12 protein-coding genes are annotated in these 13,520 nt (G+C 72.3%); 7 read left to right on the top strand and 5 right to left on the bottom strand.

Annotated features, from left to right (window positions below; genetic code table 11):
- Window positions 1-41 precede the first annotated feature (41 nt).
- Window positions 42-1,397 carry a carotenoid oxygenase family protein gene (locus ACZ4M3_RS18125; protein ID WP_467733695.1) on the top strand — a complete coding sequence of 452 codons (1,356 nt, stop codon included), beginning with the start codon at window positions 42-44 and terminating at the stop codon, window positions 1,395-1,397.
- A 45-nt stretch (window positions 1,398-1,442) separates the two neighbouring features.
- Here the strand turns inward: ACZ4M3_RS18125 and ACZ4M3_RS18120 are convergent, their stop codons facing one another.
- Window positions 1,443-2,069 carry a TetR/AcrR family transcriptional regulator gene (locus tag ACZ4M3_RS18120; RefSeq protein WP_467733693.1) on the bottom strand — a complete coding sequence of 209 codons (627 nt, stop codon included), beginning with the start codon at window positions 2,067-2,069 and terminating at the stop codon, window positions 1,443-1,445.
- Window positions 2,070-2,174: 105 nt separating this feature from the next.
- Between ACZ4M3_RS18120 and ACZ4M3_RS18115 the strand changes: the two genes are divergently transcribed.
- Complete coding sequence (locus tag ACZ4M3_RS18115) at window positions 2,175-2,891, top strand: hypothetical protein (RefSeq protein ID WP_467733691.1); 717 nt, start codon at window positions 2,175-2,177, stop codon at window positions 2,889-2,891.
- 18 nt (window positions 2,892-2,909) lie between these two features.
- Here ACZ4M3_RS18115 and ACZ4M3_RS18110 read toward each other — a convergent pair whose 3' ends face one another.
- The 3 genes from ACZ4M3_RS18110 to ACZ4M3_RS18100 all read right to left on the bottom strand — a co-directional run bounded on the left by ACZ4M3_RS18110 (window position 2,910) and on the right by ACZ4M3_RS18100 (window position 7,080).
- On the bottom strand, window positions 2,910-3,356 hold the full coding sequence (locus tag ACZ4M3_RS18110; protein WP_467733689.1) for a molybdopterin-dependent oxidoreductase: 447 nt from the start codon (window positions 3,354-3,356) through the stop codon (window positions 2,910-2,912).
- Window positions 3,357-3,439: 83 nt separating this feature from the next.
- Window positions 3,440-6,220: a molybdopterin-dependent oxidoreductase gene (locus ACZ4M3_RS18105; protein ID WP_467733687.1), complete on the bottom strand. Its 2,781-nt coding sequence runs from the start codon at window positions 6,218-6,220 to the stop codon at window positions 3,440-3,442.
- Window positions 6,217-7,080, bottom strand: coding sequence for an FAD binding domain-containing protein (locus ACZ4M3_RS18100; RefSeq protein ID WP_467733685.1), 864 nt, complete (start codon window positions 7,078-7,080; stop codon window positions 6,217-6,219). The genes ACZ4M3_RS18105 and ACZ4M3_RS18100 overlap by 4 nt, the downstream gene beginning before the upstream one ends.
- Before the next feature lie 234 nt (window positions 7,081-7,314).
- Here ACZ4M3_RS18100 and ACZ4M3_RS18095 point away from each other — a divergent pair, with 234 nt between their 5' ends.
- Window positions 7,315-8,778 (top strand): PucR family transcriptional regulator, encoded by a 1,464-nt coding sequence (locus tag ACZ4M3_RS18095; RefSeq protein WP_467733683.1) that lies wholly within the window; start codon window positions 7,315-7,317, stop codon window positions 8,776-8,778.
- 23 nt (window positions 8,779-8,801) lie between these two features.
- On the opposite strand, the gene ACZ4M3_RS18090 is transcribed toward ACZ4M3_RS18095, so the two are convergent.
- Entirely contained in the window at window positions 8,802-9,221 is a 420-nt protein-coding gene (locus tag ACZ4M3_RS18090; RefSeq protein WP_467733681.1) for a TOBE domain-containing protein, read from the bottom strand.
- A gap of 179 nt (window positions 9,222-9,400) precedes the next feature.
- Here ACZ4M3_RS18090 and ACZ4M3_RS18085 point away from each other — a divergent pair, with 179 nt between their 5' ends.
- From ACZ4M3_RS18085 to ACZ4M3_RS18070, 4 genes are all read left to right on the top strand, one after another.
- Complete coding sequence (locus ACZ4M3_RS18085; RefSeq protein WP_467733679.1) at window positions 9,401-9,787, top strand: hypothetical protein; 387 nt, start codon at window positions 9,401-9,403, stop codon at window positions 9,785-9,787.
- Between the two features lie 212 nt (window positions 9,788-9,999).
- Window positions 10,000-11,676, top strand: coding sequence for an NAD(P)/FAD-dependent oxidoreductase (locus tag ACZ4M3_RS18080; protein WP_467733677.1), 1,677 nt, complete (start codon window positions 10,000-10,002; stop codon window positions 11,674-11,676).
- Window positions 11,673-13,148 (top strand): ATP-binding protein, encoded by a 1,476-nt coding sequence (locus tag ACZ4M3_RS18075; RefSeq protein WP_467733675.1) that lies wholly within the window; start codon window positions 11,673-11,675, stop codon window positions 13,146-13,148. The genes ACZ4M3_RS18080 and ACZ4M3_RS18075 overlap by 4 nt, the downstream gene beginning before the upstream one ends.
- The gene (locus ACZ4M3_RS18070; protein WP_467733673.1) at window positions 13,145-13,498 is read left to right on the top strand and encodes a UBP-type zinc finger domain-containing protein; all 354 of its coding nucleotides are present in this window, start codon (window positions 13,145-13,147) and stop codon (window positions 13,496-13,498) included. The genes ACZ4M3_RS18075 and ACZ4M3_RS18070 overlap by 4 nt, the downstream gene beginning before the upstream one ends.
- Window positions 13,499-13,520: the final 22 nt, after the last annotated feature.

Here is a 13,520-nt window from a genome sequence, read left to right as displayed (position 1 = left end):
CCACCAGCCCCACCAGCCATCCGAGTAGCGAGGTTCCCGCCATGACCAGCAAGCCCTACCTGACCGGCCACTACACCCCCGCCGTCGACGAAATCAGCGCCACCGAGCTCACCGTCGAAGGCGCCCTGCCCCCCGAGCTGACCGGCCGGCTGATCCGCAACAGCCACAACCCCAAGCCCGGCGTCACCCCCACCCACTGGTTCAAGGGCAGCGGCATGGTCCACGGCATCCGCCTGAGCGACGGCCGCGCCGACTGGTACCGCAACCGCTGGGTCCGCACCCCGGCCCTGGAGGGCGCCCCCTACATGACCGAGCACGGCCCGGACCTCACCGCCAGCACGGCGGGCACCCACGTCATCGAGCACGCCGGCCGTCTCCTCGCGCTCTGCGAGGCCAACTTCCCCGTGGAAATCGGCCCCGAGCTCGACACCGTCGGCCCCTACGACTTCGGCGGCAAGCTGCGCAGCGCGATGACCGCCCACCCCAAGACCGATCCGGTGACGGGGGAGCTGCACTTCTTCGGCTCCGCGCCGTTCCCGCCGTTCCTCATGTACTACGTGGCCGACGCCCAGGGCCGGGTGACGCACAGCGTCGAGGTGCCGGGCGCCACCGCCTCCCTCAAGCACGACTTCGCGATCACCCGCCACCACATCGTCTTCATCGAGGGCACCGTCACCTTCGACCCGGCCGAGCACTCGGGCATCCCCTACGGCTGGAACGACGACCAGCCCGCGCGCATCGGCGTCATGCCCCGAGGCCCGCAAGGTGCGGGGAAGATCCGCTGGTTCCCCATCGAGCCCGGCAACATGCTGCACGCCGCCAACGCCTACGAGGATGCCCAGGGCCGCATCGTGCTGGAAGGCCCGACCGTGGACCGGGAGGGCTTCCGGCTCTCCTGGAACTGGTGGGTCGGCGCCCCCGGTCGCGGCACCGAACCCAACACCCGTTCGCAAAACCGCCGTTGGACCATCGACTTGGCGCACGGCCGGGTCCACGAGCAGACCGTCGACGACCTCGCCGTCGAATTCCCCACCCTCAACGAGGACTTCCTCGGTGCGGAGCACCGCTACCAGTACGCCGTGTCCTTCCCCGACCAGCGCGGCTACGGCGGATACGGCATCGTCAAGTACGACCGCACCACCGGCGGCCGCCGGATCCACCGGGCCGGTGACGCCCGACTGCCGAGCGAAGCCGTCTTCGTGCCCGCCGCGGGCGCCACCCGCGAGGACGACGGTTACCTGCTCACCGTCATCTCCGACCTCAAGCAGGACACCTCCCAGCTCCTGGTGCTCGACGCCTCGGGCCTCGACCGGATCGCCGCCGTCCACCTCCCGCGCCGGGTCACCGCGGGCATCCACGGCTCCTGGATCCCCGACACCGACGCCTCCCGCAGCTGAGCCCCGCCCCGGAACGCCCCTGAGGCCCGTGCCCCGGCACGGGCCTCAGGGGGCGAGGAGCGTTTCCAGGCCCGCGCACACGAGCCGCACGCTGCGGACGTACTTCTCGTCCTGCCCGATGGCGGAGGCGGCGGCGACGGTCAGCGGGAACCGCTCCCGCAGCGCCGCGCCCTCTTCCGCCCCGACGGCCACCGGAGGCGATTCGCTCTGCTCCTGCAGGACGAACCCAGTGACATGACTGAGCAGCGCGTCCGCGCCGACCGCGCGGTGTTCGGCGGGCACGCCGGCCTCGCGCAGGCTCTCCAGTAGCCGCTCCATCAGGGCCAGCGCCCCGGTGCTGAGCACCTTCGGGCTGTCGGCGAGCATCACCGCTCCGCCCGGGTGGCGCCGGACGGTGTCGCGCAGCGCGACGAGTTGGGCTTCGACGCGGTCCTGCCAGCCCGCCTCCGGGCCCAGTTCGGCCAGGGCCGCGGTCCCCGCGTCGTAGGCCTGCCGGGCGACCCGGTCCGCCATCAGCTGGAGCAGGGCGTTCTTGCTGGGTACGTGGTAGTAGAGGCTCCCGGCGTGGACGTCGAGCCGCTGGGCCACCTTCCGCATGGACAGGCCGTGGTAACCCGTCTCGGCGAACTCCGCCATTCCCGCGTCGATGATCCGCTCCGCTGTCAGCTTCATGGGAGCAGCCTAGCGCGATTTTTCAAACACCGTTTGAATCTTGCTCCGCGTCGCGCTACTGTCGTCCTCGAAGCAAGCAACGGGGAGCGAAGGGGGGTGGTGGCGATGGACGCACTCGTGTTCAACGTGACCACGGCGGCATTGATGGTTCTGATGTTCAAGGGCGGACTGGCCCTGCTCGGCGAGGACACCCTGAGAGGGCGTAGCACCCCCTGGGCGGCGGTCGGGCTCACCGCGCTGGTCGTCGCCGGCCTGGTGACGCAGCTCTGCTGGTCGGGTGCGATGGACGCCCTCGACAGCGACCCGGCCAAATCCGGCTGGTGGCGCATCGTCACCTCGGTCTTCATGCAGAACGGCGGCCTGTTCGGCGACGCGTGGAACATCGCCACCATCGCCGTCATCGCCGCTCTCGCCGAATGGTTCTGGGGCGGCCCCCTCATGCTGGGCCTCTTCACCGCCGGAATCCTGCTGCCCACGTACGTCGACATGCTGTTCGGCGAAACCGCCCGCAGCACCGACCCCCGCAACTTCGCCGGGAGTTCCGGTGCCACCTACTTCCTAGCCGCGACCCTCGCCGCCCCCCTCCTGCTCCGTGTCCTGCGCGCCGGCCGGAACGGCGCGGGCGTGCAGGAGGCCCTGTTCGCCATCGGCGTGCCGGTGCTCGGTCTGATCATGTGGTTCACCCAGTCCAACGGCCACGGCCTGGTGGCCGCGTACGGCTTCCTCCTCGGCGCCCTGGCCTGCCTCCTGCCCCGCCGCACCGCCCGCCGCCCCGACCCGGCCGCGCCGGTTGCGGCGCCGCCGGCAGCGGCCGGGCGGTGAACCCGGCCCCGCTCCCGGCTACCTGCCGAGGCTGGGCGGGGACAGCGCGCCGAACCACACGTGCGTGACGGCGCTGACGTAGCGCGCCCCGCACCGGTCCGACGGCACCACCAGCTGTGCGCCCGCCTCGTCGAGGTCCGCCCCGTCGAGGCGGGTGGCCAGCAGGACCGGGCTGCAGCCGAAGTCGGCGTCGAGCTCGGCCCAGGACAGGACGCTGTGGTGCCCGTCGCCGCCGCTGATCGCCAGCAGGAAGCGGCTTCGGTCCTTGCGCCGCCGGGCGTCGAAGGCAGGCCCCGCGTCCGCGACCACCTCGCGCAGCAAGGGGCCCTCGAAAACGTGGTGCTGGGGGCCGTTCGTCGCGCAGTCGAAGGTGACCGCGGCCCGGTGCTGCGCCCAGTCGCGCAGATCGGCGACGCTCAAGGTCGCCGGGTGGTCCAGGTCTCCGTGCAGCATGAGTTTGGCCATGCGTAGGTCATTCCCGGGTCCGCGCACTCCGGAACCTCATCTGCAAGCTTGATGGCTTACTACAAGCCGCGGATGCAGCAGGATCATGCGATTCTCCCTTGCATCTTCTGACTCATCTTCTGCCAGACGATGTCGCGTGTCACCGGCAGCTCGGTGAACCGGATCCCCGTCGCGTCCCGCAGCGCGTTGGCGAAGGCCGGGGCCACCGGGTTGAAGGGACTTTCGGACATGGACTTGGCGCCCAGCGGGCCGGTCGAGTCCAAGGTCTCCATGAAGTGCACCTCCGTGCGCGGGACGTCCGCGTACTGGGGGAGCCGGTAGCGGCGGAAGGCGGCCGTGGTCACTTCCCCGCGCTCGTCCACCCGTACCGTCTCGAACAGCGTCGCGCCCAGGGCCTGGGCGATTCCGCCCTCGACCTGGCCGCGGCACTGCATCGGGTTCATGACCTTGCCGGCGTCGGCCGCGTGCACGCTGCGCAGGATCCTCATCTCGCCCGTGTCCGGGTCCACCGCGATGCGGAACCACTGGGCGTTGAAGGCGACCGAGCGAGGGGAGCCGCCCCAGTGGCCCTCCGCCGAGATCTCGTCGAGCCGGCCCTTGTCGTACGCGGCCTCGTAGAGCTCCTTGAGGGTGAGGACGCGGCCCGCGCAGTCGAAAGACTCGGCCCGGAGCTCGCACAGGTGCCGGGCCACGCCGGTGTGGCGGGCCGCGAAGGTCTTCAGGCGCTGCGCGAGGGAATCGGCGGCCAGCAGCACTGCCTTGCCCGCCACCACCGTGCCGGCCGAGCCGAACGCGCCGGTGTCGTGGCGGACCACGTCCGTGTCCGACTGGCGGATCGCGATCCGGTCCACCGTGGTGTTCAGCGCGCCCGCAGTGATCTGCTTGTGGACCGTCGTGGTGCCGTTGCCGAATTCCGCCGTGCCGACCGCGATGTCATAGGTGCCGTCGGGCATCAGGCCGACCCGCGCGTCGGCGAAGTGGCCGTTCGGGGGAGCGGTCGCGATCATCGCGACGGCCGCGCCCGTGCCGGTGAGCCAGCCCTCGGGTACGTCCTCGTGGCTGCGGTCCTCGGCAATGGCCCTGCGGACGACGTCCATGCACTGGTCCATGCCGTACGAGGCGATGAAGAGGTCGTCGTCGTGGCCGATCGGGGTCACCAGGTGGTCACCGGGGCCGATGACGTTCTTCTCGCGCAGGACGAGCGGGTCCATGCCGAGCCGGACGGCGAGCTCGTCCATCACCGATTCGAGCGCGAAGAGGACCTGGCCCAGACCGTAACCGCGGAAGGCACCGGCCGGCACGCCGTTGGTGTAGACGGAGTACGCCTCCACCTCCTTGTTCGGCGCCTTGTAGACGGCGAAGGACTCGCCGACGCTGTGGAACATCACCGCCGGGCCGTGGTTCCCGTAGGCGCCGGTGTTGGAGAGCACGCGGATGCGCAGCGCGGTGAGGGTGCCGTCGGCCTTGGCGCCGGCCTTGACGGTGACCTTGAAGGGGTGGCGGGTGGTGGCACCGTAGAACTGCTCGGCCCGGGTGAATTCGAGTTTCACCGGCCGCCGCAGCTTCAGGGCGGCGAGAACCACGATGTCCTCGGTCAGCATCTCCTGCTTGCCGCCGAACCCGCCGCCCACGCGGCCCGCGACGACGCGGACCTCGTCCTCGCCCAGGTCGAAGAGCGCGCACAGCGCCCGCCGGGTCAGGAACGGCGCCTGGGTGGAGGAGCGCACCGTGATGCGCTCGCCGTCGCCGTCCTCCTTGGGCTCGAAGTAGGCGACGCTGCCGTGCGTTTCCAGGCTGGCGTGCTGCACGCGCTGGGTCTGGAAGGTCTCCTCGTGGACGACGTCCGCCTCCGCGTAGCCCTTCTCCATGTCGCCGAGAGTGTGGTGGACCTCGCCGCACACGTTGTTCGCGGGGCGGGCGATGCGCGACTCGGGGCCCTTGGGGTGGATGACGGGGGCGCCCGGGAGCATGGCCTCCTCCGGGTCGATGACGTACGGCAGTTCCTCGTACGCGACGACCACGCGGCGGCAGCCCTCCTCGGCGGCCTGCTCGGTGTCGGCGACGACGGCCGCCACCCGCTGGCCGACGAAGCGCACCACGTCGTCCAGGACCCGGGTGTCCTCCGGGTCCTCGGTCGGGTGTTCGTGGCGGGCACTCGAATAGAGCCGGTCGGGGGCGTCGTGGTGGGTGAGGACGGCGTGCACGCCGGGCACCCGGAGGGCGTCGGTGGTGTCGATGGAGACGATGCGGGCGTGCGGGTGCGGGGAGCGCAGCAGCTTCATGTGGAGCAGCCCGGGCACCTCCACGTCGAAGGTGTAGCGGGCGGTGCCGGTGACCACCTGGGGGCCGGCGGGGGCGCCGAGGTTCCTGCCCACGGCCTGGCCCGCGCAGGGGCGTTCGGTGTGCTTGACCCCGCGCACGGCGTCCTCGATGGCGCGATAGCCCGTACAGCGGCAGATGTTGCCCTTGAAGGCGCGCGGGAGGTCCTGGAGCTTGCCGTCGTCGTGGGCGGTGCCCTCCTCGGCCTGGAGGGCCGCGGTGGTCATCAGGAACCCGGCCGTGCAGAAGCCGCACTGGAAGCCCTGGGCGTCCAGGAACTGCTGCTGCGCCGGGTGCAGTTCGCCGCCCTCCTCGGCGAGGCCCTCGACGGTGGTGACGGAGCGGCCCTCGGCGCGGACGGCCGGGTAGAGGCAGCTGTGCACGGGCCGGCCGTCGACGTGGACGGTGCAGGCGCCGCAGTCGCCCTGGTCGCAGCCCTTCTTCACGCCGAACCAACCGCGCTCGCGCAGGTAGGTGCGCAGGCACTGGCCGGCCCGGGGCTCGTCCGAGAAGCGCTGCTTGTTGATCTCGATCTCGTAGCTCATCGCGGTCCCTCCCCGGGAGTCTCCCCGGTCCTGTGCAAGGTCCTTTCCAGGCACGTCAGTTCGCGGCGGACCTCCTCGGCCAGGCGCAGGGCCATGTGCCGCCTCCAGTCGGGCAGGCCGTGGATGTCGTCGAACCATTCGCCGGGCCGGACGGCGCCGTCGATCGCCTCGCGCAGTTCCGCGGCGGTGGGCGCCAGCGCGAACCAGAAGCGGAACGGGCGCGTGGTCGCGGCGCTCACGGTGACGGCGAGGGAGCCGTCCGCCGGGTCGGACACCCCGATGACGAGGGCGCCGGAGCGGCCGAGCCCGTAGAGCGAGGCCTGCCGGAAGGCGGTGCGGGAGCCGAGCGCGCGGGCAGGAAGGCGGACGGAGCGCAGCAGCTCGCCCTCGCGCAGGTCCTTGACGCCGGCCCCCAGGACGAAGTCCGCGACCGGCAGGCGGCGGGTGGTGCCGTCCTGGCCCTGGAGGAGGACCGTGCCGTCGAGCGCGGCGGTGAGGGAGATCATCGGGCCGGCGGGCAGGCCGTTGCACAGGTTGCCGCCCACGGTCGCCATGTTCCAGACCTTGAAGCTGGCCAGGAAGGCCCGGCAGCACTGTTCGAAGAGCGGGGCGGCGGCCGCGGGCAGGGTCCGGCCGAACCGCGACAGCTCGGTGATGGTGCACGTGGCGGAGATGTCGAGCGAGCCGTCGGGCTGCCAGGACAGCGGCGGCCAGCCCATCCGGGAGAGGTCGACGAGGCGGCGGAGGTGCGGTTGGGGCTCGGAGAAGAGGTACGTGCCGCCGCCGAGCCAGGCATCGCCGGGACGCCATGGTTCGCGCCGTCGTGCGTCGCGCACGTCGAGCACCGTGTTGAGATCCAATTCCGGCCACCAGCCTTTCCGGCCCGACGACGGAGAACCGCGGGTTCCCGCCAGTGAAGCAACGCGAGGAGGCCGAAACGACTGGTCCCGGACACGGAATCGCACAGCCCTCGGGGTGCCGCCCCTGGACGATCAACCAAGAGGTTATCTATGGCCTTGCGCTTGCATTTACGATGGAATTCCTCGTATTCACCTGGCGAATGTGGGGTGCTGCCCACCGCAAGGAGTCCCGTCATGCACGTCCTCGACCTGCTCCAGTCCGACAGCCTCGGCCTCACCCTGCTCTGGGGCGAGGAACCACTTCTCGGCCAGCACATCAGCGGAGTCACCGCCACCGACCTCGAAGACCCGGGCCGCTTCCTGGGCCCAGGGGAGCTCGTGCTCAGCGGACTGGTGTGGTGGGGCCAAGACGGTCCGGCGAAAGCGGACCGTTTCGTGGCCGTCCTCGCCGAGGCCGGGGTCACCGCCCTGCTGGCCGGCGAGGAGACCCACGGGCGGGTTCCGGACGAGCTCGTCGCCGCCTGCCGGGCCCACCGGGTGCCCGTCGCGGCCGTGCCCGCTACCACCAGCTTCCGGGCCGTGACCGAGGCGGTCTACCTGCGCCAGTGGGGCGACCTCAGCCGCCGCCCGACCCGCAACCGGGTCTTCGCGCTGCCCGAGAACGTACGCGGCGAGCTGAGCCGGCTGCTGGCGAGCGGCGCCGGACCCGCCGAACTGCTCGACCGGGCCTGCGCCCACCTGGGCCCGGTGCCCTGCTACCTGCTCACCGCGAGCGGCCGCACGGTGGCCCGCACCCCGTCCGCGCCCGCCGTGTCCGCCGGGCAGGCGCTGGCCGCGTCCGCCCGGGGCGGGGTCTCGCTGCGGATCGAGGCCGCGAGCTCCCCGTACGACGCCTGGCAGTTGTACGTCCCCGACGCGGACGCGGCGCCGCCGCGGGTGCTCCACGAGATCGCCGAGGTCCTCGCCCAGCACCGCGACGGGCAGCGCCGCCGGGCCGCCCCCGGCCGGGCCGCGGGCGAGGCGCTGTGCGCACTGCTGGAGGGGGAGACCCCGGCCGACCCCGGGGCGCTGGAGGAGGCCGCCGGCGCCGCCGGACTGCCGGCGGGCGGCCCGTACCGCGTTCTCGCGGCGACCTCCGGCGAGGCACTGACCGAGGCGCTGGCGCACCTGGACGGGGTCCCGTACGCGGTGGGCGGGACGGTGGCGGTCCTGTACGAGGCCCCGGACGCGGAGGCCGCACCGGCGGCCCGGCTCCGCCCGGTGTGGCCGCTGCTCCAGGCGTGCGGGGGCCCGGAGGCCGGCCTGCGCCTGGGCATCGGTGCCCGGGCGGCCGGGACGGGCGGGCTGCGCGCATCGCTGAGCCAGGCCCGGTTCGCCCTGCGGGCGGCCGACGAGGAGCGCCCTGTGCGCGGGGCCGAACAGCTGAACACCCTCGCGGACCTGCTGGCGGGAGTGCCGCCCGAGGTACGGGAGGTGTTCGGGGCCCGGCTGCTGGGGGCGCTCGGCGACGGGATGCTGCGCGAGACGCTGGAGGTGTTCCTGGCCAACAACTGCTCGTGGACGCGTACGGCCGAAGCCCTCCACCTGCACGTGAACACCGTGCACTACCGGATCGAACGGGTGCAGGCCCTCACGGGCCGGGACCTCACCCGGCTCGACCACAAGGTCGACCTGTACGCGGCGCTGCGTTGCGGTTGACGGCCGCACGGGGCGGCCGGGCCTCAGCAGCCGGCCCGGTCCCGGCCGGGCACGTCGATGTGCACCTCGGTGGACTTCACCCGGGCCGTGACGGTGACCCCGACCGCGATGCCCAGCTCCTCCACCGACTCCAGGGTCACCACGGAGACCACGCGGTGCGGGCCCGACTGGATCTCGACCCGGGCCACCACGTCATCGACCCGCACGGCGGTGACGATTCCGGCGAAGGAGTTCCGTACGGAGGTGGCGGCAGCACCGGACGGCAGGGGATGCAGTCCCGCGGCGCGCTCCGTGGCGAGCACCGCGAGGACCGCGCCGTCGACGCGTCGCGATCCGTCCGGCGCGCGGCGGGAGGGCAGCCGGCCCGACCCGACCCAGCGGCGGACCGTCTCCGCGCTCACGCGCAGCAGGTCGGCGGCTTGCCCGATGGAGTACGACGGCACGCCCGCAGCCTAGCGGCCGGCCGCACCGTCGACGCTCCGTCCGCCCGCGCGGGGACGGCCGGGTGCCGCCGAAGGCGCCGAGGCCCCGGGACCGGGCCGGATAATGGCACCTCCTGAGCCGCCGCCGCCGCCCACCGGTGGGCGGGCAGCCCGCAGCGGATCAATGGATTGCAGGGGTCATGACGTTCAAGGAGGGCCAGCGGGTGCGGCTGGCAGTGGACATCGGGCTGGCCGACGCGGTTGCCGTGGCCGGGGGATCCGGAACGGGCGCCGTCGCCGGGTTCCTGGCCCTGGCGGCCGGCGCCGAGGGCACCGTCGACCGGGTGGTCGGCGAGCGGGATCCGGGCCGGGACGTCCGGGAGTACGAGCGGCTCAAGTCGCTCCTCGACTCCTTCGGGCGGGACATGCCGCCGGAGAGCAGGCGGCAGCTGGAGGAGCAGGTCGGCTCCCTGGAACCCGCGTGGGCCGCCCACCAGGAGCAGGGCGCGGGGGTGACCGTCCGGGTCCGCTTCGACAACGGCTTCGTCCTCGACGGCGCCCGCGACGACCTCTTCACCGCCGTCTGATCAGCGCGCCGAGGGGCCGGTGGGCCGGTGGGCCCGGTCCGCGCGGGCGCGGCCGCCCGGCCCACCGTATTGACCGTGCGTGACCGGGTGTGTGACCGCAGCGCACGGTCCGCGGTGAGCAGCAGCAAACCGGGGCGGCCAAACATACGATGGGCAGACCGGCCGAGGCGCCTCGCCGAGGGCCGGTCCGGACCGCTCGGGGTTGGAGACGTATGGAACAGGCCGCCGACACGGCGCGGACCGTCATCCTGACCGTGGACGACGACCCGGGAGTGTCCCGTGCCATCGCCCGCGACCTGCGGCGCCGCTACGGCGGCGGGTACCGGATCGTGCGCGCCGAGTCCGGCGGATCCGCGCTGGAAGCCCTGCGCGAGCTGAAACTGCGGGGCGACCTGGTGGCGGTGATCCTGGCCGACTACCGCATGCCGCACATGAACGGCATCGAGTTCCTCGAACAGGCCATCAGCGTCTACCCGGGCGCGCGACGCGTGCTGCTGACCGCGTACGCCGACACCGGCGCGGCGATCGACGCGATCAACGTCGTCGACCTCGACCACTACCTCCTCAAGCCGTGGGACCCGCCGGAGGAAAAGCTCTACCCGGTCCTGGACGACCTGCTGGCGGCCTGGCGCGCCAGCGACTACCGGCCGGTGCCCACCACCAAGGTCGTCGGACACCGCTGGTCGGCGCACTCCTCGGAGGTACGGGAGTTCCTCGCGCGCAACCAGGTGCCCTACCGCTGGTACTCCTCCGACGAGCCCGAGGGCAGGCGCCTGCTGGAGGCGGCCGGGGCCGACGGACAGCGACTGCCCCTGGTGATCACGCCGGAGGGCACCGTACTGATCGAGCCGGAGGCAACCGACCTGGCTTCCCACGTGGGGCTCGCGACGACGCCGGCCGCCGACTTCTACGACCTCGTCGTGATCGGCGGCGGGCCGGCCGGGCTGGGCTCGGCCGTGTACGGAGCCTCCGAGGGACTGCGGACGGTACTGGTCGAGCGGTCGGCGACCGGCGGACAGGCCGGGCAGAGCTCCCGCATCGAGAACTACCTCGGCTTCCCGGACGGGGTGTCCGGAGCCCAGCTCACGGAACGCGCCCGCCGCCAGGCCGGCCGGTTCGGCGCCGAGATCCTCACCGCGCGCGAGGTCACCGGACTGGAGGCCAACGGCGCGGCGCGCGTCGTCCGCTTCTCCGACGGCTCGGCGATCGCCGCTCACAGCGTCATCCTGGCGACCGGCGTGTCCTACCGGCAGCTACGGGCACCGGGTTGCGCGGACCTGACCGGCTGCGGGGTGTACTACGGCTCCTCGCTCACCGAGGCCGCCGCCTGCCAGGAGCAGGACGTGTACATCGTGGGCGGCGCCAATTCCGCCGGCCAGGCGGCGATGTACCTGGCGCGGGGCGCCAAGTCGGTGACGCTGCTGGTGCGCGGCGAGTCGCTGACGGCGTCGATGTCGTACTACCTGATCCAGCAGATCGAGCAGACGCCGAACATCACGGTCCGGATCCGGACCGTCGTCGACGCGGCGCACGGCGACGGGCACCTGGAGCAGCTGACGCTGCGGGACACGTCGAGCGGCGCGACCGAACTCGTGGACGCACAGTGGATGTTCGTGTTCATCGGCGCGGCCCCGCTGACCGACTGGCTGGACGGCACGGTGCTGCGCGACGACCGGGGCTTCATCCTGGCCGGCCCGGACCTCACCCCGGACGGCCGACCGCCCGCCGAGTGGGAACTGGACCGGCCCCCGTACCACCTGGAGACCAACGTTCCCGGCGTGTTCGTCGCGGGCGACGCGCGCGCCGAGTCCGCGAAGCGCGTCGCGTCCGCCGTCGGAGAGGGAGCCATGGCAGTGATGCTCGTCCACCGGTACTTGGAGCAATCATGAGCGGACAGCCCATGCCGTGCGGCCCGCAGGAGCTCTCCTCGCTGTTCCTGTTCGAGAAGCTCTCCCCCGAGCAACTCGGCCGGCTGTGCGCCGAGGGGCGGGTGGAGCGGTTCGAAGCCGGCCCGGTCTACACCGAAGGCGACCCGGCCACCTGCTTCTACGTGATGATCGAGGGCACCGTCGTGCTGTACCGCCGGGTCGGCGGCGACGACGTGGAGGTCAGCCGCACCTCGCAGCGCGGGGTGTACGCGGGGGCCATGCAGGCCTACCTGGGCGACAGGGTGCCGCAGGTGTACACCAACTCCATGCGGGTGACGGAGCCGACCCGGTTCTTCGTGCTGCCCGCGCAGTCGTTCGCGGACGTCATGCGGGACTGGTTCCCGATGGCCGCGCACCTGCTGGAGGGGCTCTTCTTCGGCACGAAGAACACCCAACGGGCCATCGGGCAACGGGAGCGGCTGCTGGCTCTCGGATCGCTGTCCGCCGGGCTCACCCACGAGCTCAACAACCCGGCCGCGGCGGCCGTCCGGGCCACCGCCGATCTGCGCGAACGGGTGAGCAAGATGCGGCACAAGCTGGCCGTCATCGCCCAGGGCCGCTACTCGCGCGAGACGCTCGCCGACCTCATCGACATTCAGGAGCAGACCGCCGAACGGGTCGCGAAGGCACCGGTGCTGAGCCCGCTGGAGGCGTCCGACCGGGAGGACGAGCTCGCCGACTGGCTCGACGGCCACGGCATCCCGGAGGGGTGGCGGATCGCACCCACCTTCGTACAGGCGGGACTCGACACGGACTGGCTGGAGCAGGTCGCGGCGACCGTCGCCGAGGACATCCTGCCGGGGGCGATCGGCTGGCTCAACTACACCGTCGAGACCGAGTTGTTGATGGACGAGATCAACGACTCCACCACCCGCATCTCCCACCTCGTGGACGCGGCCAAGCAGTACTCGCAGCTCGACCGCGCCCCGCACCGGGTCGTCGACGTCCACGAACTCCTCGACAGCACCCTGCTGATGCTGTCCGGCAAGATCGGTCCGCACATCCGGGTGGTCAAGGACTACGACCGCTCCCTGCCGGAGGTGCCCGCCTACCCGGCGGAGCTCAACCAGGTGTGGACCAACCTCATCGACAACGCCGTCTTCGCCATCAGGAGCACCGGCGGCGAGGGAACGCTGACGCTCCGCACGGCACGGGAGGGGGACCGGCTGCTGGTGGAGTTCCGCGACACCGGACCCGGCATCCCGGCGGACATCCGCAGCCGCATCTTCGATCCCTTCTTCACCACCAAGCCGGTCGGCGAGGGCACGGGCCTCGGCCTGGACATCTCCTGGCGCATCGTCGTGAACAAGCACCACGGCAGCCTCCAGGTCGAGTCCGCGTCGGGCGACACCCGCTTCCAGGTCCTGCTGCCGCTGACCGCCCCGCAATCCGAGACCGCCTCCCCAACCGAGACCGCCGAGGAGCCCGTATGACCGACATCGAGGGCATCGACCCGAAAGCCCCGCCCAGTGGCACCGGCTGCGTCGAATGCGACGAAGCGGGCGGCTGGTGGTTCCACCTGCGGCGCTGCGCCCAGTGCGGCCACATCGGCTGCTGCGACTCCTCGCCGGCGCAACACGCCACCGCCCACTGGAAGTCGACCGGCCACCCCCTGGTGCAGAGCTTCGAGCCGGGCGAGGAGTGGTTCTGGGACTACCGGAGCGACGAGCTGTACGAGTCCGGGCCCGAGCTGGCACCGCCGCACGGCCACCCGGCCGACCAGCCGACGCCGGGACCGGCCGGCCGGGTCCCGCAGAACTGGACCCAGCTGCTGCACCGCTGACGCGGGCCGGTGCCTGCGCCCG

The sequence above is a fragment of the Streptomyces sp. NPDC026522 genome, from assembly GCF_055567555.1.
Note: the sequence above shows the minus strand (reverse complement) of the source record. Positions and strands in the feature narration are given on the sequence as shown.

Coding starts and splice junctions, on each gene's coding strand:
- ACZ4M3_RS18120 (WP_467733693.1), bottom strand. CDS start 2,069: ATGAAGCTGACAGCGGAGCGGATCATCGACGCGGGAATGGCGGAGTTC.
- ACZ4M3_RS18095 (WP_467733683.1), top strand. CDS start 7,315: ATGCACGTCCTCGACCTGCTCCAGTCCGACAGCCTCGGCCTCACCCTG.
- ACZ4M3_RS18115 (WP_467733691.1), top strand. CDS start 2,175: ATGGACGCACTCGTGTTCAACGTGACCACGGCGGCATTGATGGTTCTG.
- ACZ4M3_RS18080 (WP_467733677.1), top strand. CDS start 10,000: ATGGAACAGGCCGCCGACACGGCGCGGACCGTCATCCTGACCGTGGAC.
- ACZ4M3_RS18105 (WP_467733687.1), bottom strand. CDS start 6,220: ATGAGCTACGAGATCGAGATCAACAAGCAGCGCTTCTCGGACGAGCCC.
- ACZ4M3_RS18085 (WP_467733679.1), top strand. CDS start 9,401: ATGACGTTCAAGGAGGGCCAGCGGGTGCGGCTGGCAGTGGACATCGGG.
- ACZ4M3_RS18070 (WP_467733673.1), top strand. CDS start 13,145: ATGACCGACATCGAGGGCATCGACCCGAAAGCCCCGCCCAGTGGCACC.
- ACZ4M3_RS18110 (WP_467733689.1), bottom strand. CDS start 3,356: ATGGCCAAACTCATGCTGCACGGAGACCTGGACCACCCGGCGACCTTG.
- ACZ4M3_RS18125 (WP_467733695.1), top strand. CDS start 42: ATGACCAGCAAGCCCTACCTGACCGGCCACTACACCCCCGCCGTCGAC.
- ACZ4M3_RS18075 (WP_467733675.1), top strand. CDS start 11,673: ATGAGCGGACAGCCCATGCCGTGCGGCCCGCAGGAGCTCTCCTCGCTG.